The 21,194-nt window shown below is 39.2% G+C and carries 15 protein-coding genes, 1 other RNA gene and 2 pseudogenes; 17 read left to right on the top strand and 1 reads right to left on the bottom strand.

The features are described 5' to 3' along the window. The 5 genes and pseudogenes from B4H39_RS05385 to B4H39_RS05365 form a co-directional block, all read left to right on the top strand. Positions 1–761 (top strand): sugar phosphate nucleotidyltransferase (locus B4H39_RS05385; RefSeq protein ID WP_286927534.1); only part of this gene is annotated, 761 nt, incomplete at its 5' end. Then, positions 751–1,896, top strand: a complete 1,146-nt coding sequence (glgD, locus tag B4H39_RS05380; RefSeq protein WP_202229964.1) for a glucose-1-phosphate adenylyltransferase subunit GlgD — start codon at positions 751–753, stop codon at positions 1,894–1,896. The genes B4H39_RS05385 and glgD, both read left to right, overlap by 11 nt. Before the next feature lie 53 nt (positions 1,897–1,949). Then, positions 1,950–3,389 (top strand): annotated as a pseudogene (gene glgA / locus B4H39_RS05375) (glycogen synthase GlgA). Between the two features lie 81 nt (positions 3,390–3,470). After that, a complete protein-coding gene (locus tag B4H39_RS05370; RefSeq protein ID WP_251421244.1) occupies positions 3,471–5,879 on the top strand; it encodes a glycogen/starch/alpha-glucan phosphorylase in 2,409 nt (802 codons plus the stop codon). 110 nt (positions 5,880–5,989) lie between these two features. Then, positions 5,990–7,807, top strand: coding sequence for a glycoside hydrolase family 13 protein (locus B4H39_RS05365; RefSeq protein ID WP_251421243.1), 1,818 nt, complete (start codon positions 5,990–5,992; stop codon positions 7,805–7,807). Here B4H39_RS05365 and B4H39_RS05360 read toward each other — a convergent pair. Beyond that, positions 7,776–8,093 (bottom strand): annotated as a pseudogene (locus tag B4H39_RS05360) (hypothetical protein); the annotation flags it as partial. The gene B4H39_RS05365 and the pseudogene B4H39_RS05360 overlap by 32 nt on opposite strands. A gap of 384 nt (positions 8,094–8,477) precedes the next feature. On the opposite strand from B4H39_RS05360, the gene B4H39_RS05355 reads away from it, so the two are divergent. The 12 genes from B4H39_RS05355 to ffs all read left to right on the top strand — a co-directional run bounded on the left by B4H39_RS05355 (position 8,478) and on the right by ffs (position 21,099). Further along, entirely contained in the window at positions 8,478–9,914 is a 1,437-nt protein-coding gene (locus B4H39_RS05355) for a cytochrome ubiquinol oxidase subunit I (protein ID WP_202229968.1), read from the top strand. A gap of 1 nt (position 9,915) precedes the next feature. Further along, on the top strand, positions 9,916–10,911 hold the full coding sequence (gene cydB / locus B4H39_RS05350; protein WP_202229969.1) for a cytochrome d ubiquinol oxidase subunit II: 996 nt from the start codon (positions 9,916–9,918) through the stop codon (positions 10,909–10,911). A gap of 218 nt (positions 10,912–11,129) precedes the next feature. Then, positions 11,130–12,845, top strand: a complete 1,716-nt coding sequence (gene cydD / locus B4H39_RS05345) for a thiol reductant ABC exporter subunit CydD (protein WP_251421241.1) — start codon at positions 11,130–11,132, stop codon at positions 12,843–12,845. A 22-nt stretch (positions 12,846–12,867) separates the two neighbouring features. Beyond that, on the top strand, positions 12,868–14,586 hold the full coding sequence (gene cydC / locus B4H39_RS05340) for a thiol reductant ABC exporter subunit CydC (RefSeq protein WP_251421239.1): 1,719 nt from the start codon (positions 12,868–12,870) through the stop codon (positions 14,584–14,586). 97 nt (positions 14,587–14,683) lie between these two features. After that, on the top strand, positions 14,684–15,325 hold the full coding sequence (locus tag B4H39_RS05335; RefSeq protein WP_251421236.1) for a MarR family winged helix-turn-helix transcriptional regulator: 642 nt from the start codon (positions 14,684–14,686) through the stop codon (positions 15,323–15,325). An 86-nt stretch (positions 15,326–15,411) separates the two neighbouring features. Further along, on the top strand, positions 15,412–17,397 hold the full coding sequence (locus tag B4H39_RS05330; RefSeq protein WP_251421234.1) for an ATP-binding cassette domain-containing protein: 1,986 nt from the start codon (positions 15,412–15,414) through the stop codon (positions 17,395–17,397). 508 nt (positions 17,398–17,905) lie between these two features. Continuing rightward, positions 17,906–18,283, top strand: a complete 378-nt coding sequence (locus B4H39_RS05325) for a hypothetical protein (protein ID WP_251421232.1) — start codon at positions 17,906–17,908, stop codon at positions 18,281–18,283. Between the two features lie 287 nt (positions 18,284–18,570). Further along, complete coding sequence (locus tag B4H39_RS05320; RefSeq protein WP_251421230.1) at positions 18,571–19,242, top strand: YoaK family protein; 672 nt, start codon at positions 18,571–18,573, stop codon at positions 19,240–19,242. Beyond that, complete coding sequence (locus tag B4H39_RS05315) at positions 19,239–19,988, top strand: MBL fold metallo-hydrolase (protein WP_251421228.1); 750 nt, start codon at positions 19,239–19,241, stop codon at positions 19,986–19,988. The genes B4H39_RS05320 and B4H39_RS05315 overlap by 4 nt, the downstream gene beginning before the upstream one ends. Next, positions 19,985–20,452, top strand: a complete 468-nt coding sequence (tadA, locus tag B4H39_RS05310; protein WP_251421226.1) for a tRNA adenosine(34) deaminase TadA — start codon at positions 19,985–19,987, stop codon at positions 20,450–20,452. Before B4H39_RS05315 ends, tadA begins: the two co-directional genes overlap by 4 nt. Positions 20,453–20,494: 42 nt before the next feature. Next, entirely contained in the window at positions 20,495–20,944 is a 450-nt protein-coding gene (locus tag B4H39_RS05305; RefSeq protein WP_202229978.1) for a hypothetical protein, read from the top strand. Between the two features lie 69 nt (positions 20,945–21,013). Then, positions 21,014–21,099, top strand: an RNA gene (ffs, locus tag B4H39_RS05300) — signal recognition particle sRNA small type. Positions 21,100–21,194: the final 95 nt, after the last annotated feature.

The following is a 21,194-nucleotide window of genomic DNA, read 5'->3' as shown; positions in this document are numbered from 1 at the left end:
ATATCTATAAGATGGATTATGAAGCAATGCTAAACAGCCATAAAGAGCATGGCGCCAGTTTGACGGTTTCTGTTATGGAAGTGCCTCTAGAAGAAGCCAGTCGTTTTGGCATTATGAACACGGATGATAACGGCCGTATCATTGAATTTGCAGAAAAGCCCTCTGAGCCCAAATCTAATCTGGCTTCGATGGGGATTTATATTTTTAATTGGAAACGGCTACGTGAAGTCTTGGTTACAGGCTATGCAAAAGGTGTTGACATGGAGGATTTTGGAGGCAATGTGATTCCTGCCTACATTGATTCAGGAGAGAATGTTTTTGCTTACCGATTTAAGGGCTATTGGAAGGATGTGGGAACGATTGATAGCCTGCACGAGTCAAGCATGGAATTTCTTGATTTAAAAAACGAACTTAATATTACAGATAAAGAATGGCGCATTTACTCACGTAACGATATCTCAGCGCCGCAATTTCTTACGTCTAAAGCCAATGTCAAAGCTTCTTTGGTCGGTGATGGCAGCTATGTTGACGGTCAGGTAACAGATTCCATTTTATCGCAGAATGTCCATGTTCAGGAAGGAACTGAGATAGAAAAAAGCTTCGTTATGTCGGGGGCACATATTGGAAAAAATGTAACCATAAAATATGCAATTCTTGGAGAAAAAGCTTATATAGGTGATAATGTAGAGATTATCGGCAAGCCAGGTGATATTGCTGTGATTGGTCACAGAGAAGTAAAAGGTGAAGAAAATGAAGACTGAAAATAAAATTTGTGCTCTTTTATCTAACGTAACACGCAACGAAAGCTTAGCTCCTCTGATTAGTCAACGTCCTATTGCGACATTACCTTTTGATTGTAAGTATCGTTTGCTTGATTTCCCACTTTCTTCATTAGCAAATGCCCACGTCAGTTCTATTTTTATGACAGCAAATCAAGGTGAAACACAGTCAATATTTGATCATATGGGTTCAGGGAGCGAATGGGGATTAGACAGTTTCAAAAATCGTTATTTTGTTTATATTCAGCAGGATTTTCAACGTCTTAAAGAGCAGGGACTTCCTTATTTTGAACAACAAATTAGCTTCTTACGAAAGTCTAAGGCTGCTTATACAGTTCTGATAGACAGTAAGTTTATATGTAATGTTGACTTGACTGCTGTTTTGAAAATCCATAAAACTTCAAATAAACACATCACGGCTATCTATAAAAAAGTTACACCGGATATAGCTGAAGATGTCGATACGATTATTCGCTTTGACGAAAACAATAAGGCTTCAAGCAGTTTTCTCGCACAACTTACAGATGTTCAAGATAAAGAAGCACTGAGTTTAAACATGTTTATTGTAGATACAGAGTGGCTGATTGGCTTTCTTCAACGGATGCAAGCCGAAGGGGAATATGCCTCTAGTTCACGACTTCTCCGTAAATATTTATCTGAATTTGATATCAATACTTATGAATACACAGGTTATATGAGCAACATTAGAAGTATTAAATCTTACTATGATGCCAATATGTCGATGTTGGATTCGAGTAATTTCACTGCTTTACTCTACGGAAGTCAGCCTGTTCGTACAAAGGTAAGCAATGAAGTTCCCACTTACTTTTCTAAAGAAAGTAACGTAACAAATAGTCAACTCAGCTCAGGCTGTATTGTTGAAGGAAGTGTTACAGATTCTTTAATCTCACGCCGTTCAAAAATTGAAAAAGATGCAGTGGTGGAAAAATCAATAGTGTTCACAGAAAGTGAGATTAAAGCAGGAGCTAAAGTCAAATATGCAATTATAGATAAGCACGTAGTTATTGAACCTAATGTACGGGTAGAAGGAAGTCTTGAGCGTCCCGTTGTTATTTCAAAACATACGGTTGTCACAGAGAATATCATTCAGAAGTAACAAAAGTTGTCGTTGATAAATAGACGACAATTTTATGTCTATAAGGAGAAAATATGAAAGTATTATTTGCATCCAGTGAGTGTGCTCCCTTTTTCAAAACAGGAGGGTTGGGCGATGTGACTGGCGCTCTTCCAAAGGCGCTGGCTATGAAAGGTCTAGACATGCAGATTGCTGTTATCTTGCCTTACTACAAACATGGTATAGCAGAAAGCTATAAGGCACAGATAAAAGACGAATTTTGGGATTATGTTAATGTGGGATGGCGGCATGAATATGTTGGCGTGAAAAGCTTGGTTTAAGACAGTGTCAAATACTATTTCTTAGATAATGAAAGTTATTTTGGTCGTGATGAAATCTATGGTTACGAGGATGATGGTGAACGATGGGCCTTTTTTAGTCTAGCTATCGTGCAGCTCATGGAACGCCTTGAATTTATTCCCGATGTCCTTCACGTTAATGATTGTCATACTGCAATGATTCCTTTTCTCTTGAAAGAGAAATTTCAGTGGATAGAGGCCTACAAGGGTATTAAAACGGTCTTGACCATACATAATATTGAATTTCAGGGGATTATGCAGGGAACGGCATTGACAGAACTCTTTGGTATGGGGATGGAACGATATTTCGAAGGTGTAGTACGTCACAATGAGATGCTGAACAGTTTAAAGACAGGGATTCTTTATGCTGATCGTGTCAATACTGTATCCCCCAGCTATGCACAGGAAATCCAAACGCCTGAATTTGGCTGTGGTTTAGACTCTGTTTTACGCTTTGTTTCGGATAAACTTATCGGTATTGTGAATGGTATTGATTATGATGTCTATAATCCCCAAAATGACAGGATGATTGAACACCACTTTTCTCCTTCTGACTTATCAGGAAAAAAGAAGATGAAGAGGCTGTTACAAGAACGGGTAGGACTGCCGAGAGACGCGGACAAACCCTTACTTGGCATAGTGAGTCGGTTGACAACCCAAAAAGGATTTAATCTTGTTTTGGAGCGTATGGATGAAATCCTGAGCAAAGATGTTCAAATCGTCCTCTTAGGAACGGGTTATGATGATATTGAAAATGGTTTTAAATATTTTTCAGAAAAATATCCGGACAAATGTGCTGCAATTATTAGTTTTGACGTGAAGCTTGCACAGGAAATATATGCAGCAAGTGATTTCTTTTTGATGCCCTCTGCTTTTGAGCCTTGCGGCCTTTCACAAATGATTGCAATGCGCTATGGTACGCTACCTATCGTTCATGAAATTGGTGGTTTAAGAGATACGGTCAAACCCTATAATCCTCAAACAAAGGAGGGCACAGGATTTGGTTTCGTTGACTTTACCGGACAGGTTTTGATGAATACGATTAATCAAGCGCTGGATTTGTATAAGACCCAGAAGGAAGTTCTTCAGAAACTCAGACTTAGAGCGATGGAAGAAGACTTCTCTTGGAAGACAAAGGCGGATCAGTATATCCAACTTTACAGAGAGATGTTTTAACAAAAGCAGTTAGAAAAATGAACATATAACCCCTTTCTTGAAAAAATTCATGAATAGAAAATAAAATCGGAGTAAGATATATTGAAGCTTTCAAAAACGCAATTTAGAAAAGACTTTGAACAAAGTCTCACATCAGAGTTTGCAACAGATGTTGCTAAAGCTGGAATAACAGAAACTTTTGCAGCACTTTCATCTGTGGTAAAGCAATATTACACACAAATTTGGCAAGGAGATAATCAATATAAAGATAGGAGTCAGAAAAAGCAAACCTATTATTTCTCAATTGAGTTTTTACCGGGGAAAATGTTAAAGAGTAATCTTCTTAATCTGGGGATTCTTTCAACAGTTCGTGAAGGACTGCAAGAGTTGGGTATCGATCTTGAAAAGGTAGCACAAGTAGAGCCGGACATGGCTATAGGTAACGGAGGATTAGGGCGTTTAGCGAGCTGTTTTATGGACTCTGCTGCATCAACAGGCTTGCCGGTGAATGGTAATGGTATCCGCTATCGTTATGGACTCTTTAAGCAAAAAATAATCGATGGCTATCAGGTAGAGTTACCGGACTCATGGCTTAACAATGTTAATCCTTGGGAAGTACGGCGAGCAGACAAGGCAATTGAAGTCACTTTTGGTGGGGAAACCTGGCTAGAAGAAACAGAAGATGGGAGATTGATACCACGTTACCGTAATCAAGAGCGCGTTTTGGCTGTACCTTACGACACAGCAATGGTTGGTTTTGAAAATACAAGAGTTAATAATATGTGCCTCTGGCGTTCAGAAGTTCCTCAAGACTTGGATGTGAAATTTCAAAATATGGAATACATGCGCCAAACTTCAATGTTATCAGCAGAACTGTATCCTGATGATTCTAATTATGATGGGCGCTTGCTTCGCCTCAAGCAAGAATACTTTTTTGTATCAGCTGGGCTTCAGCGGATTATTCGTCATTATAAGTCAAACAAGATTGCCCCTATTGCCCAAATCGCTGATTACATAGCTGTTCATATCAACGATACACATCCAGCACTTTGTGTTCCAGAGTTTATGCGTCTTCTGCTTGATGAGAATGGTCTTTCTTGGGAGCAGGCTTGGGATATTACAGTTAAGGTGATGAGTTATACTAACCATACAATTTTATCTGAAGCATTAGAAAAGTGGCCCGAAGAGATGGTACACACGCTCTTGCCACGAATTTATCAAATCATTAATGAAATTGATAAACGTCGCACGGATGAGCTTCTTCCGCATGTAGGTGCCGAACTTATCCATAAGACTCGTATCGTTAAAGATGGTCAAATTCATATGGCCAACTTGGCGATTATCGGTTCTCACTCGACAAATGGAGTGGCTAAATTGCATTCTGACATTCTTAAAGATGTAGAATTGCATGATTTTTATCAGCTGTATCCCGAACGTTTCAATAACAAGACCAATGGTATAGCAGACCGCCGCTGGCTCCAAATTTCTAACGCACGCTTGTCAAAACTTCTGGATGAAAAAATCGGTAAGTCTTGGCGTCATGATTTAGTCAAACTGGAGGCCTTGAAAGATTTTCGAGAAGATACAGAAACTCTAAAGCAGTTGGCAGCCGTCAAGCTGGAAAATAAAAAAGATCTGGCAGCCTTGATAAAGGAAAAAAACGGTATTGAGGTCAATCCGGAAGCGATTTTTGATGTGCAGATTAAGCGTCTCCATGCTTATAAACGTCAACTTTTAAATGTTTTACATATCTTGAAACTCTATTTTGATATTAAAGACCAGCCAGATTTAGAAATGGTACCACGTGTTTTTATTTTTGGAGCCAAAGCTGCACCAGGTTACCATTATGCAAAAGCGATTATAAAAGTCATTAATGAAATAGCTGTGATGATTAATGAAGATGCAGTGGTTAAGGACCGCTTGAAACTGGTCTTTATGGAAAATTATAATGTGAGTTTGGCAGAGGCAATTATCCCAGCAGCTGATGTCGGCGAACAGATTTCCCTAGCTTCCAAAGAAGCCTCTGGAACCTCAAATATGAAGTTCATGCTCAATGGTGCCTTGACTATGGCAACATTAGACGGCGCAAATATTGAGATTAAAGAAGCTTGTGGAGATGAAAATATCTTTATTTTTGGGCTTACAAAAGATGAAGTTTACGAATACTATAAGAATGGAAACTATAATGCGCGTGATATCTATGAGCAAAATCCAGTCGTTCATCGCATTTTAAATGCCTTTATCGATGGCACTATTCCAAACATCACGAATGAAGGTCCGGAAATATTTGAGTCCCTCACTGCCTTCAATGACGAATATTTCCTTCTGCGTGATTTTAACGATTACGTGCGTGCTCAAAAAGATCTTGAAAATCTCTATCGCGACCAAAGAGCTTGGGCACAAGCAAGCTTGATGAATATCGCGACATCGGGTATCTTTTCATCAGATCGTACGATTCGTCAGTATGCGAAAGATATCTGGTTCATTGAAGAAAAAAGTGAGGAAGTCTGATTGTTAAGCAAGGGAAAGAAGCTTGTCTTTCCTTTTTTGCTCATGTTTTAATGGGATAAAATGACTTTAAGACAGCTTGACTTTCAAGAAGCAAATGGAAAGGGGAAAGAGTGTATTATTATAATTCTTGGGATTCAGATTTTAAGCGGCCTTTTGGCGCTATCCAGGTTGGACAGATTATGAAGGTTAATCTCAAGACGGATAAAGAAAATGTCACGGTTAAGTTTATCATTCGGCGTGATTTTGGTGCCCGCTCGGAGTTCGATATGCAAAAGCTGGACCGGGGACTTTTTAGTTCCTCGGTGAAGTTTGATGTCGGACAAGGACTTTATTATTATTATTTTGAAATCAATGAGCCAACAGATTGGGGGATTAAAAAGTTTTACTATGGCTGCAGTGGTCTTGGAGGCGAGGGTGTACTTTATATGAATGAAAATGACGTTCGCCCTTATCAAGCGACGGTCTTTTCAGCAGAAGATGCAGCACCGGAGTGGTATCGTCAGGCAGTCTTTTACCAAATTTTCCCGGATCGCTTTCACAATGGTAACTCCGATGGGAAAATTAATCATCCCAAACCTAACTCTTTTATATATGCAACAAAGGAAGATACCCCTCTTTATATTAGAGATGAAAAGGGAGATGTCATCCGTTGGGATTTTTTTGGAGGCAACCTTCGTGGTATTATTGAAAAGATACCTTATCTTAAGGCACTTGGAATTACAGCCCTCTATCTTAATCCCATTTTTTCAGCGAGCAGTAATCACCGCTATGACACTAATGATTATCTTCAGATAGATAGTATGTTGGGCACAGAAGAAGATTTTCAAGAGCTGGTTGACCTGTTACACAAAGAAGATATGCATATTATTTTAGATGGTGTTTTCTCACATGTAGGAAAAAATTCGCGCTATTTTAATCTATCAGGTCAATATGGCAGTGATGTTGGAGCTGCTAAAAGTATAGATAGCCCTTATATGGACTGGTTCAAGTTTACGGAATATCCTATGGATTATAAGTCTTGGTGGGGCATCAAGGACTTACCGGAAGTTGATAAAGACAATCCTTCATTTCGAAACTTTATCTATGGTGAAACCGACTCTGTCCTCGCGAAGTGGAATCAGCTGGGAGTCGATGGTTGGCGTTTAGATGTAGCAGATGAGTTACCGGATAGTTTTATCCGAGGTATCCGCAAGAACCTGTCGCGCTATCCTGATACAGTTCTCATTGGAGAAGTTTGGGAAGATGCTTCGAACAAAATTTCTTATGGCAAGCGTCGAGACTATATCTTAGGTCATAGCTTGCATGGCGTTATGAATTATCCTTTTCGAGAAATGATTATTGCTTATCTCACCTCTACTCGAAGCGCCCAAGACATTGCCTACCAGATGATGGTTCTCAATGAAAATTACCCACAAGATATTTTTTATAATAATTTGAATAATTTTGGAACACATGATACAGAGCGTATCTTAACCATGGTAGGTGATGAGGCTAATGATTTGGCTGTAGGGATGCTCTTTACCCTACCGGGAGTGCCCTGTGTTTACTATGGAGATGAAGCAGGACTCACAGGGCGTAAAGATCCTAAAAATCGAAAGTATTTTCCGTGGAAAAATATCCATGCCCCAACACATACTCTCTATCAAGAATGGATAGCAAAGCGACGTACAGAAAAATCACTTTATCGTGGGAAATTTGTTCCTTTTTATCATGAGGATGTCTTGGGAATTTTGCGTTATACGGAATCTGAAGCATTTGTTTATATGGTAAATCCTACAGAAGTAGAAGTGACGATTGATTTTGAAGCCATTCATTTTTTACAGAAAGTAGAGTTTAGGGATTTGCTTAAAAGTTACTTGGATAAGTGTGTCCTTTCTGCAAAATCGGGTCAAGATTTTAAGATTGTAAAAGTAAAAAATAAGATTTAAAGAAAGTGACATAAAGAGCCCTCATATGAGGGCTCTTTATGTTGCTTTCCTTGATGATATAGTTAGGCCGCTTCTTGGTTTCGAGAAAAATTTTGGCGATATATTTTCCGATAATCCCAAGAGACAGCAGTTGTAGGCCACCAAGTAGCAGGACAATAATAACCAGAGTAGGAAATCCCTCAATAGGATCGTCCCAAATTAATGTTTGTATGAAATAGAAGGCCTCCATTACCAAAGAGGTAAAGAAACTGAGAATACCAACGAAAGTAGCAAGGGTGAATGGTACTCTGTAACCCAGAAGGTTGAGAAAAATGTTATGAGGTGAGCATTGGCGATTTTATTTGAATATCTGCTCTATTTTGATGCATCCACTAACTTGATTAATAACATTTATAAAAATCCTATCGAAATTTTTGTTTCTATTTCCGTAATTTTTGTGATAGAGGGGATAAGATGCAGGTGTTTAGTATTTTGAGTTGAAGTTAAAAAGAAGGCCGAGAACTGAAGGGTGCTAGAGGATGACATGGAATTGTAATCTTTCCGAAACTTAAATTTAGAAACAAATTTCTTTTCTATCCGCTTTCATAATGTTAAAATAAGTTATAATTTAATTTTTGTTAGTCTCGGGAATTCTGTGCTTTTTACTTTTTTTCGAGCAATAGGAGGCTTTATGTTTACAATTGAAACTCTCGCACGTTTTCAGTTTGGCATGACCACAATCTTCCATTTTTTCTTCGTTCCCCTTTCAATTGGGTTAACAGCGATGACTTTTATTATGGAGGCAGTGTATGTTAAAACGGGTGATGAGAAATGGAAAACACGTACCAAGTTCTTTGGTACAATCATGCTATTGTCTTTTGCTGTAGGTGTTGTTACAGGGATTATCCAAGAATTCCAGTTTGGTATGAACTGGTCGGACTATTCTCGTTTTGTTGGAGATATCTTTGGTGCGCCACTTGCCGTTGAAGCCTTGCTGGCTTTCTTCATGGAATCAACCTTTTTAGGTGTCTGGATGTTTGGCTGGGATCGCTTAGGTAAAAAACTGCATTTAACTACACTTGGCTTGGTAATGGTTGGAACATGGATTTCATCACTTTGGATTCTTGCAGCGAACAGTTTCATGCAAAATCCAGTGGGATATGAAGTCATTGATGGCCGCGCAACTTTGACGAGTTTCTCAGCCTTATTGACTAACCCTCAAACAATGTTGGAATTTACACATATTATCACAGGAGCTTTTCTAACAGGTGGTTTTGCGGTTGCAGGTATCTCCGCCTTCCAAATCTTGAAAAAGCGAGAAGTGGATTTATTTAAACCAGTTTTACGTTTAGGACTTTGGGTAGCTTTGATTGGTGCACTGGGCAATTTTGTTGCAGGTGATCAACAAATGTTGGAAGTTAAAAACTCTCAGCCGATGAAATTCTCAGCGACAGAAGGTGTTTATGAAACGACAGAGGATCCAGCAGCCTGGGATATGGTCGCGTTCTTTAACGAAGCTGAGCACAAATCGGTCTTTGGTATACGCATTCCTTACATGCTATCAATTCTGACCTACCACCGTCCTTCTGGTTCAGTTGAAGGGATGAATCAAATCAACAAGGAGTTGGAAGCCAAATATGGGGATCATCAGAATTACTATCCACCAGTTACGGTTCTCTTCTACACCTTCCGTATCATGGCTGGCTTGAGCATGTACTTTATGCTTATCTCAGCTCTAGGTCTCTTCTGGACACGTCGCAAGAAACCTTGGATGTTTGAAAAACCAGGAATGATGCGCCTTTATGGTTGGTCAATGTTCCTTCCTTTTGTAGCTATGACCTGTGGCTGGTTGGTCACTGAGCTTGGACGCTACCCTTGGACGGTTTATGGTCTCTTTACGATTAAAGAATCTGTTTCTCCGAATGTTTCAGCAGGAAGTTTGCTTTTCTCAAATATTGTTTACTTTGTACTTTTCTGTGTTCTGGGTGCGATTATGATTCTTTTCAGTCGCCGCATCATGCGCAATAGTGCATATAAGGCAGAAACTGCTTATGTAGATTTAGACCCGTTTAGTAGAGAAAGTCTCGGTGGAAAAAAGATAAAAACTGAACAAGAAGGGGGGCTTTGAGATGAGCGGATTACAATTATTTTGGTTTATTTTAATTGCAGTGCTCTTCGGGGGATTCTTCTTTCTCGAGGGCTTCGACTTTGGTGTGGGAATGAGTGTCTTAACCTTGGCGCGCAATAAGCGTGAAGTCAATCAAGCCATCGCTACAATTGGTCCCTTCTGGGATATGAACGAAGTTTGGCTTTTGACAGCTGGTGGTGCGATGTTTGCCAGCTTTCCTTACTGGTATGCTTCCCTTTTCTCAGGTTACTACAATATTCTTTTGCTGATACTTGTTTGTCTAATTTTGCGTGGTGTGACTTTCGAGTTTCGTCACCGCAGTGAGACTGAAAAAGGAGAACGTGCTTGGGAAATTATTTTAGGGGTGACAAGTTTTGCTATTCCATTCTTGTTTGGCTTGATGTTTACCAGTATGATTCAAGGCGTTCCTATGGATGCACGTGGTGATGTCTATGCCAACTTCATAAATTATGTCAATCCTCTTTCTCTGGTTGGAGGTGTTGCGGTAGCTTTGATGAGCTTCTTGCATGGTTTGAACTACATTGCTTTGAAAACAGATGGAAGCATGCGCCAGCGTGCAAATGAGTGGGCGAATAAACTTTATTTTCTCCTCTATGCAGGTGAAGTTGTCTTTGCAATCTTGCTTGCTCTATATACAGATTTTGTTGAAAAACATGCGGTATTGACTATTGTCTTGCTGGCAGTTATTGTTCTTTTAACTGTTTTAGCACATCTTTCCGTAGCTAAAAAACGTGAAATGGCAGCATTCTTATCGTCTGGTTTGACTTTCCTTGCACTGGTTGCTTTGCTTTTCCAAGGCTTATTCCCACGTGTAATGATTGCTGAAAATCCAGCCTATAGTATCTTGATTAAGGATGCAAGCTCAACACACTATACTTTGACGACAATGTCCATTATTACAATGGCAATCTTGCCATTCGTTCTTGCTTACATGGCTTGGACTTATCACGTGTTCAAAAAGCGCATCAGCGAGTAACTGATATTAAGGTTCCTTTTCTAAAAGGAGCTTTTTTTCTTGCTTTTTCAAGTATAATACATGTTAGAATAAAACTATTTGACAGCTCTTTATCTTGTTGACACTTGGGTTGCATTTTGTTTCTGAAAAATAAAGAATTTATAAGCAGTTTCAAAGGTATAAGACCTATATTTTGATATAATAAAAGTTATCAAAAGAATAAGAAATAGGTAATTTAAATGATTGATAGAACTCTATTTACTCTTCCAGGAGTACGTAAGATTCTTCCCGCTCTTGGAGGACTTGCTCTACTTCAAGCCCTATGTATTTTAGGACAGGCTTTGTTCTTGTCTCAAGCGATAACAGGGCTATGGCAGGGGCAAGAAGTGAGACAAGTTTTGCCTTATATTGTTGGGTTTTTCTTTAGCTTTTTTGGGCGAGAGCTTGTTAATTTTCTGCGGCAATATATGTTGGACAGAGTTTCCTATCGTTTAGCTGCAAATATGCGGAATCAGGTTCTTGCGAAAGCTTTCAATCTAGGGCCGACTCTATCAAGAGAAATGGGGACGGGGAACCTTACTTCAACAGTTATTTCAGGGATTGATGAGGTGGAAATGTACATCAAGTTGGTTCTTTCCAAAGTTTTGAATATGATGATTGTCCCTGTTCTCTTATTGGTAGCTATTGCCTTTTTAGACGGTCAGACTGCCCTTGTGTTGGCTATTGCTTTTCCTTTTGCCATTATCTTTATGATTTTATTAGGGTATGCTGCACAGGGTCAAGCGAATAAACAGTACAAAAGCTTTCAAGTTTTATCCAATCACTTCTTGGACTCGCTTCGTGGGATTTCGACCTTGAAATACTTTGGACTGTCTAAGACATATGCACAGTCAATTTATCAGACTTCTGAACGTTTCCGTAAGGCAACAATGGCGACCTTGCGTGTGGCTATATTGTCCACGTTTGCCTTAGATTTCTTTGCTACTTTATCTGTAGCTACAGTGGCTCTTTTTTTAGGTCTTCGCTTAATGGAGGGTTCCATCCTTTTATTTCCAGCACTTGCAGCCTTAATTTTAGCACCGGAATACTTTTTACCACTACGAGATTTTGCTTCAGATTATCACGCAACTTTGAATGGAAAAAACGCTTATGCCAGTGTCAATGAAGTTTTAAAGGCTGAAGATCATTTAACAAAAGCTCTGCCAGAACCTATTCGATGGAGTGAAGATTCTCGATTAGTTCTGAACAACCTGAGCAAAGTTTTTGAAACAGGGCGCGGTGTAAGGGACATCAACATAGCCATCCAAGGCTTCAAAAAAGTGGCCATTGTGGGTGAGTCTGGTTCAGGAAAATCCACACTTTTAAGTCTACTTTCAGGATTTTTGAAACCAAGTTCCGGCGAGATACAGCTCGATACACATGTTCTGGATTCACTTAATGATAAAAACTTCCGCCAGTCCCTGCAATTCATTCCGCAAAACACTTACATTTTCGCAGGCTCCTTGCGAGAGAACTTAGCCTTTTACCAGCCTAAGGCCTCAGATGAAGAAATTGTTCACGCAGCAGAGTTGGCAGGTTTAAAAGATTTGGTAGAAGAGGTAGGTTTAGAGGGAAATATTGGTGCCGGAGGACGGACATTATCTGGCGGACAGATGCAGCGTGTGGCCTTGGCACGGGCTTTCTTATCCAAGAATAGAAATATCCTTTTCCTAGATGAGCCTACAGCCCATCTAGATGTGGAAACAGAACTAGAGGTAAAAGAAAGTATCTTGCCTCTTTTTGAAGGAAAGCTCGTATTTTTGGCTACGCACCGCTTACATTGGTTGCCTCAGATGGATTTGGTCCTTGTCTTGAACGAAGGCAGGTTAGAAGCAGCCGGTTCACATCAGGAGCTCTTAGCTAGCAACACTTATTATCAAGAGCTTTTACGTGAAATGAGAGGCAAAACGATTTAATTGTAAAAACAATGGAGAAAAAATGAAAAAAATTCTTTTCAATAATGACTGGATTACCCCCTTTTTGCGTAAATATCGTTTTGGGATGGTTTTAGCAGTAGTTCTTGGAACCATAACGATGCTTTGTGCCGGTCTGCTCATGTTTTCGGCAGGTTACGTGATTTCAAAGTCAGCAACTAAACCAGAAAATATTTTAATCATTTATGTACCCGTTCTGATGGTGCGTGTGTTTGGTATTTCGCGTCCTGTCGTACGTTATATCGAACGTTTAACATCGCACAACTGGATATTACGCATCACCAGTAACCTTCGGCGCAAACTCTATCTAAGACTGGAAAAGTCAGCCATTGGTCTGTCTGAGCGCTACAAATTAGGAGAGCTCCTAGGCTTGCTCAATGAAGACATTGCCAACATCCAAGATTTATTCTTACGGACACTCTTTCCCCTGATGATTGTGGGCTCTCTATCTGTCGCCCTCATCCTTTCTTCTGGTGTTTTTTCGCTAGCATTGGCTTTGACGGTTGCCTTTTTCTTGGGTCTCATGGTTATTGTTTTACCTTATGTTTCACTTAAAGTTTCTGCTAAATATGATCGGGACTTGAAAAATTATCGAAACAAACTCTTTTCAGATTTGACAGATGATGTTTTGGGCTTACAAGACTGGGTTTTATCAGGAAGAAAAGAAGACTTCTTGCTTGATTATCAAAGCTCAGAAAAAGCAACGCGTCAGATTCAAGAGAAGTTATTGAGTTATGTTCGCAAACGTAATCTTGTCTTACAGCTTATCTTTGCCCTTCTTATTGTCTATCTGATTGTCTGGTCGGGCACAAGCTTGCGAACAGGAGACGCTCCTAATTATATTGCAGCTGTTTCTTTGGCAGCCTTTCCTTTATTTGATGCTTTTGCTCCTTTGTCAGATGCAGTGGTAGAGACACAGCGTTATGGTGATTCTGTTCAACGTCTCAATGATTTGCCTGATGTCAAAGAAGATGTTCGTCAGGAAAGAATTTTAGATACAAATTTACAAATTTCAAATCTAAGTTTTTCTTTCGGTGAGAAAAAGATTTTTGAAGACTTAAATTTACACATTAAAAAAGGAGAGCATGTGGCGATTTTAGGGCGTTCAGGTGTTGGGAAATCAACACTTGCTGGCCTTATTCGGGGAGATTTGATTGCTCAAAAAGGGCGTCTTGATTTGTCAGGTGTAGAGCCAGCTTATGCAAATAATGTGGAAGAAAAAATCGGCGTGATTAACCAAAGCCCTTATATTTTCAATGCCAGTATTCGTTCAAATCTCAGCTTAGCACGTTTGGATGCGAGTGACGAAGAAATTTGGAAGGCTTTGGAACTTGTTGGCTTGAAAAAAATGGTTGCTTCGCTCCCTGAACAGCTTGATGAACTTGTGGATGAGGCGGGACAACGCTTTTCAGGAGGGGAACGGCAGCGTTTGGCCTTAGCACGTATCTTACTTTCAGATGTGGATATGGTTATTCTTGATGAGCCAACAGTTTCTCTAGATCCTATTACTGAAAATCAACTGTTGCGGCTTTTCTTTGAACGGTTGAAAGACAAGACCATTATCTTTATCACTCATCATCTGCTTGGGGTGCAACATATGGATCGGGTCATTTTTTTGGAAAATGGGAAAATAAAACTGGATGACCAGCCTAAACACTTGCTACAAAACGATGAAGACTTCCGAAAACTTTATCAGATGGATTTAGGAACTAATGACTTTTGAAAAGTCTTTAGTTTTTTTGTTGACAAAGCGAAATAAATACTTTAAAATATATTTCGTTAGCTTCTTTTAAAAAGAAACTAAATAAAGAAAGGGGAAGATGATGTCAGCAGAAACGAATAAATTACTCAGCCTATTTTCAAAATTACTACATAACCCACAACTTATCATGGCTTTGCATAGGGAAAGAATGTCAAGCAAGCTTGGGGAGAGGAAGCCTCGTATGGGTGCTCAAGGTTTACTTGTTGAGCTTTGGAAAACAGATGGATTAACCAATGCAGAAATTGCAGAACTCCTTGATATTCGGCCTTCAAGTGTCACAGCTCAAGTAAAAAGTTTAGAACAGCGTGGTCTGGTCAAACGTGTGACAGATGAAAATGACAAGCGCGTGAGTCGTGTATTCTTGACGGAAGAAGGCAAACAAGCCCAAGTTGACTATAAGGAAAGTCAAGATGACTTGTCGGAAGGGATTTTTGGTCATTTGACCAAAGAAGAACAAGTGACATTCATTCGCATCTTAGAAAAGTTGGAAGAAAGCATCAAGGGAGAGGAAGAAATTGATTTTCACCTTGCAGGTATGCGACCTGACAACTTTGATCCTCGTATGATACACCATATGGGAAGAGAAATGGAAGAAAAAATGAGAAAAGAAATGTGCCATCATATGAGAGAAGCGCATAAGCCATGGAACTTCCCTTATCAGCCACGAAATAAAAGATCAGAAAACTGGGATGATTTTTAAAAGAGGGGAAATCAGTCTTAGGTCCTAAGCTCAGTTGATATATTTAAGGTATAATGGATATATCTTTATTTTAGAAAGAAGAAATTATGCCAGTATTAGAATTAAAAAATATTAGAAAATCGTATTTTCTAGGCAAAGAAGAGTTTCCAGTTCTTAAAGGAATTAATCTTGAGTTTGAACGTGGAGACTTTGTGAGTCTACTCGGAGAGTCTGGAGGTGGGAAGTCAACGCTGATGAATATCATCGGTGGACTTGACCGAGAATATGACGGTGATGTTGTCATTGATGGTGTGGCACAAAAGACGAAAAAAGAAAAAGACATGGATGCCTACCGTCGTGATACTATCGGCTTTATTTTCCAATCTTTTAACTTGATTAATTATTTGAGCGTTCTTGATAATATTTTGATTAGCTTAAAAATGACAAGTTTGTCTGAAAAAGAACGTATGGAACGTGCGCTTGAGCTGACAAAACAAGTTGGACTTTATGAACACCGTAAGAAAAAGCCAGCTCAACTTTCGGGTGGGCAAAAGCAGCGTGTAGCCATTGCTCGTGCTTTAGCTAGTGATCCGGAAATCATTCTTGCAGATGAACCTACAGGAGCTCTTGACTCGCAGAATACCAAAGAAGTTTTGGCACTTCTCCGTCAAATTGCACAATCTGGTAAAACAGTCATTGTCGTGACTCACTCGCAAGAAGTTGCGGATTATGGTACACGTACTATTCGTCTAGCAGACGGTCAGATTACTGGGGATGAGCGTGCTAAACCAGCTTATCCTGTACCTCATGAGATAAAGCCTTTCCAGACCAAAGCCCTCTCGTATGGAGATGTGGTTAAGACTGCTTTCAAACATTTTACAAATACTTGGAAAATAAATCTTCTCATTGCGCTGGGAACAGCTATAGGCCTCTTTTCCGTTATTTTCTTTCTTGGCCTAGGTACCGGGGCAACAAAGTATATGAATGATCAGGTGACAAGTCTGGCCAATCCTAATATTATCTCTGTCGTTAAACGCGATCCGATAAACAATCAAGGTGAGGACACTAACGAAGCTTTTTCGATGGCGCAGCAAGCAATGCTCAGTATCTCAGAAGATAATATCAGCAAATTAAAAGCCTTGGATAATGTCAAAGAAGTAAATGAAGGAATCGCAAAAGTAGGCGTTGTTAGTTTAGATTACGGTGGTCAGACGGCAAGAAGCCAAACCATCATGTCATGGACGCCGATGATTCAGTCTTCAAGTTTACAGGCTGGTTCAAAACCTAAAGGAAATCAGATTGTTATTTCTGAATTAGACATGAAGAAATTTGATCCAAAAGCCTATGAGGCCAAGGACTGGAATGCAGTGATTGGAAAAAACGTGAAAGTCAGCTTCCAAACTTTAGATGAAAACAATAGCCCAGTGACCATTACACAAGAAATGGAAATTTCGGGTATTTTGCAAGAAATTCCAGTTTCTGGGGTGATAACTTCTGTGGAAGCTTTAGAAACAATGCTCAAAGCAAACAACGTAGAAGCAATGCCAAATACAGTCTATGTCACTGTTACCGAAACCGATCATGTTAAAGAAGTGAGCAACAAAATCAATGCTATCAAAGATAATGATAAACTGGTGTTCGCTTCAGCTAATATCGGCAGTATGCTTGATACAATTACAAATATCACAGGTATCGTTTCGACCGTTTTAGCAGCAATTGCTGGTATCAGCTTGATTGTGTCAATCTTTATGATTGTGGTGACGACTTACATGTCTGTTGCTGAACGTACAAAAGAAATCGGTGTGCTTCGCGCATTAGGTGGTCGTCGTAAGGATGTGTCACGGATGTTTACTGCAGAAAGTGTTATCCTTGGATTGGCATCAGCGGGAATTGCTATTGCTTTTGCCTATGCTGGTCAAGGAATTATCAATAAAGCACTCCACAGTTTAGTTGGTGGAAATATTGTTCAAATCACTTTAGGGCATATTGTCTTTGCAGTTATCATTGCGGTAATCATTGCTTTACTTTCAAGCTTTGCTCCTGCTGCGCGTGCTGCACGTTTAAATACAATCGAGGCTTTGGCTGCAGATTAAAAAAATTAGAATAAGTTCTGTTTGAATCAGAGCTTATTTTTTATGGACTTTTTCTTACATTGCATCTGTTGAGAAGACAAAATAAATGTAAAAATCATCTTCCACCTAGAGGATGTCTGTTATACCTTTGACAATGACGGGGGAGATTGATAAAATAAAATTAAGAAAAAATCAGCATTCTTATTTTTTCTTGCAGAGAATGAAAAGGCCAGCACTTTGTGTCATGCTTGAAGAATTTAAACAATAAGTACTTCAACTTGTAAATTCAATGGCAACTACACTCGCAGAGGGTGAAGAAGTCAAGAGTTCCAAACTTACTTAGAACAGCAGAAGCCACTCTATCAAAATATTCAAACGTTCGAAGAAGTGCTAGAAAGTATTAATCAGTAACTGAAGAAAAAATATGTGGACATGGCCGCAGAAGGTGGGCATAAGAGTTCACGGTTTGGGAGTCTCATCGAAATAACCTGTAGTCCAAGCGGCTACTTTTTTTACAAAGGAACAAAAGATGTCGAAACAGAAAAAGAGAATGGCAGTAGGAATAATCGTTGCATTGTTTGTTATTTTAGCATTAGCTATTGGAGAAACACTGTATATGAAAAGTAAAGAACATGACCGTATAGAATTAGAGAAACAGACAGCAATTGAGATAAAAGATAAGGTGAAAGACATTAAAAAAATTACGTTTACAGCTCTTTATGAGTCATCCCCTGGGATTAAAAATGTTGACTTTGATATAGAAGAAACCGATGGAACTGTTATCAGAGGGAATTCGGTAATAATAGGAAGTTTTGGCTTCCACAGTGGTAAAGGCTTGAAAATGGGAAGTACAGATGAAAAAGTAAAAGTAATCTATACATCAGGAGAGGAAGCTGTTCTTGAATGAAGGCTTCTACTTAGCAACTGTGGAGGATAAGGGGCAGAAGTTATTGAAGAGCAGAAGCAGGCGGTAGAACGCCTTTAAAAATGAGGCTAAGGACAAAAATATTAGGATAAAATAGGAGCTTGACTGATTTTAGGCAAAAGCTCTATTTTTTCATAAGGCCCTAAAATATAGTGTTATCTAAAAAAGATGATTACGTCATAGCTTATGTTGTATTAAACTAGGAATTTCCAACTGCTTGACTAAGCTATAGTGAACCTTGCCTTTCAGAATGTGCTATAATGAATACTATGAACATCGAAATGAGAGAAAGATTAAGAGTTGCTTCCATTTTAGCGATGAATGCGGGATTTATGGATGCTTTTTCCTTTTTCCACTTTAGCGGGCGTTTTATAGGGATGCAGACGGGGAACATGATTCAGGCGGCTGTTTATTTGGCAAAAGGTAACTTTATACGTGTGCTTGACTTTATGATTCCTGTGCTCTTTTTTTCTTGTGGTGTCATTTTTAAAAATATTTATTCTTATTATCTGAGAAAAAAGTATAAGCCAGATACACTCTATCTTCTTTTGCTGCAGTGGTCTGGGATAACCCTTTTCACATTGCTTTATGTGACCTTTTTAAAGTTACCGGTGTCTATTTTTGTTGGTTTTTTGTCGTTTTTTATGGCTATTCAGCATGACACATTTAGTAAAACAAGGGGACTGCCCTATGGAAGTATTATGATGACTGGGAATTTAAAAGCTACCATGGTTAACTTAACACAGTATAGTTTGACACATGAACAGCATTATTTACAAAATTTTCGGGTATTTGCAAGTCTGGTGGCCTCTTTCTTCTTGGGTACGATATTAGGGACCTATAGTGCAGATATCTTTGGAAACTGGACGTTACTTGTATCAAGTACATTTTTAATCATTGTTTACCTTATGTTGAGGTTTGAAAGAGAGGAGAAAATATGAAACTGACAGCACTTGGTGTATGGGGCGGCTATCCCACACGTGATGCCGGCACAACTTCTTATTTGTTGCAAAGTGAGGAGGGATTTAATCTTTTATTAGATGCAGGTTCACGTGCCGTGACGGAACTTGAACATGAACTTTCGCCCAATGATTTGGATGCAATCATCTTGAGCCACTATCATGAAGACCACATTGCAGACCTAGGCGTCTTGCGTCAGTACCGTCAGCTGCAAACGGTGAAACCTGAAATTTTGCCTATTTATGGGCATCAAGAGAATGAACACGAATTTGCAAAATTATCTTTGGAAAATGTCAGCCAAGGTATTGCTTATGACATCAAAAACGGTAGCACTGTCGGTCCTTTTGATATTCAGTTCTTAAAAACAGTGCATCCTGTTACTTGTTATGCCATGCGTATCGTTGAGAGAGAAACAGGACAAGTTTTGGTTTACACAGGCGACACAGGCTATTTTTCAGAACTTGTCGATTTTTCAAAAGATGCGAATATTTTGCTTGCTGATGTTTATTTTTTCAAAGAGCACTATACCAAATACTCCCACATGCCTAATCACTTGTCCAGTGTAGAGGCAGGGGAAATTGCTGCACAAGCCAATGTGAAAAAATTAATTCTCACACATTTGCCGCAGGTTGGGGATTTACATGTTTTACGAGACGAGGCACAGGAAGCAGCAGGAAATCTTCCGGTAGACTTAGCTCAACCGCATATGAAATGGACGGTAGAATGACATTTACTCAGGAAGAAAAAGAATATTTTATGGGACAAGCGCTGCTTGAAGCTGAGAAGGCAGCAGCAAATGAAGAAGTACCCATTGGTGTAGTTATTGTGCGCGAAGGAGAAATAATCGCCCGAGCTTTTAATCGGCGTGAACTTGATGGACGAGCAACCCACCATGCGGAAATCTGTGCGATTGAAGCTGCCAACGAAGTTGTGGGAAACTGGCGCTTGTTAGACTGTGCTTTATTTGTCACTATTGAACCATGTGTTATGTGTGCCGGAGCAATCGGTTTAGCGCGTATACCAGAAGTTTACTTTGGCGCGACGAATCCAAAATTTGGGGCCGCAGTGAGTTTGTATCAGATTTTGGAAGATACACGTCTCAACCATAGAGTGGCCGTCCAAGGCGGTGTTTTAGAAACAGAATGCGCAGATATCATGCAAACTTTCTTCCAAAAGAGAAGAAAAAAGTAGCTTTTGAGAAAATATAAAATATTAGAAATTAAGGATGAAATTATGGAAATAGAAAAAATAACAAAACAAGATTACAAAGAAAAAACGGCTCCCTATCGCGCATGGCTCAACAGTATCAGTATTCCAGTTGCCCTGATTGTATTATTTATCGCAGTTTTTTTGGGCTTTACGGTTAATGCAGCTGGAATGATTATCTTCGTCTTTGCTATTATTACGCACGTCAATTACAAAAAAATTCAAGCGCCTAAAATTTGTCATGTTGCACCTATTCTTTACTATGTTTATAACGTCTTGTCTGTTTTTTACGTTATGAGTCTCATTGCTCATCCTGAAGTAAACTTAACTGCAGCGATTCTCTCTTTGATAAACTTTGCACTATTGATTTTAGTTATTGCTTTTTATTTTGTTGCTGCTCAGGCTATTAAAAAACAATTTCCAAGAATGAAAGAGGATTATAACGAGGCAGTGCAGGCTTATAAAGGGAAGAAGTGAAAGAGAGCCTTATAGGCGAAGATAAAAATAGCACGACTTGTCAAAAGAAGCAGAAATATGTTATAATAACTTTCGGAGCAATAAGTTTCTTACGAAGCGTGTCAGGACCTGACGGTAGCAGCACTAAGTATGGAGCTTATGTGCTCTTTTTTTTTGCTCAAAATATAAATGACGGCATACTATTTTATAAGAATATGAAAAATAGCTTCATCACAAAGGAAATCATTTTGAATTTGGTAAGAAAAAGATT

It is taken from the genome of Lactococcus sp. UBA7128 (genome assembly GCF_002492185.1).
GTDB lineage: Bacteria > Bacillota > Bacilli > Lactobacillales > Streptococcaceae > Lactococcus > Lactococcus muris.
Note: the sequence above shows the minus strand (reverse complement) of the source record. Positions and strands in the feature narration are given on the sequence as shown.

What these genes read in the sequence shown, in the direction of transcription:
- glgD (WP_202229964.1), top strand. Translation starts at nt 751, where the DNA reads ATGAAGACTGAAAATAAAATTTGTGCTCTTTTATCTAACGTAACACGC.
- B4H39_RS05355 (WP_202229968.1), top strand. Translation starts at nt 8,478, where the DNA reads ATGTTTACAATTGAAACTCTCGCACGTTTTCAGTTTGGCATGACCACA.
- cydB (WP_202229969.1), top strand. Translation starts at nt 9,916, where the DNA reads ATGAGCGGATTACAATTATTTTGGTTTATTTTAATTGCAGTGCTCTTC.
- cydD (WP_251421241.1), top strand. Translation starts at nt 11,130, where the DNA reads ATGATTGATAGAACTCTATTTACTCTTCCAGGAGTACGTAAGATTCTT.
- cydC (WP_251421239.1), top strand. Translation starts at nt 12,868, where the DNA reads ATGAAAAAAATTCTTTTCAATAATGACTGGATTACCCCCTTTTTGCGT.
- B4H39_RS05335 (WP_251421236.1), top strand. Translation starts at nt 14,684, where the DNA reads ATGATGTCAGCAGAAACGAATAAATTACTCAGCCTATTTTCAAAATTA.
- B4H39_RS05330 (WP_251421234.1), top strand. Translation starts at nt 15,412, where the DNA reads ATGCCAGTATTAGAATTAAAAAATATTAGAAAATCGTATTTTCTAGGC.
- B4H39_RS05325 (WP_251421232.1), top strand. Translation starts at nt 17,906, where the DNA reads ATGTCGAAACAGAAAAAGAGAATGGCAGTAGGAATAATCGTTGCATTG.
- B4H39_RS05320 (WP_251421230.1), top strand. Translation starts at nt 18,571, where the DNA reads ATGAACATCGAAATGAGAGAAAGATTAAGAGTTGCTTCCATTTTAGCG.
- B4H39_RS05315 (WP_251421228.1), top strand. Translation starts at nt 19,239, where the DNA reads ATGAAACTGACAGCACTTGGTGTATGGGGCGGCTATCCCACACGTGAT.
- tadA (WP_251421226.1), top strand. Translation starts at nt 19,985, where the DNA reads ATGACATTTACTCAGGAAGAAAAAGAATATTTTATGGGACAAGCGCTG.
- B4H39_RS05305 (WP_202229978.1), top strand. Translation starts at nt 20,495, where the DNA reads ATGGAAATAGAAAAAATAACAAAACAAGATTACAAAGAAAAAACGGCT.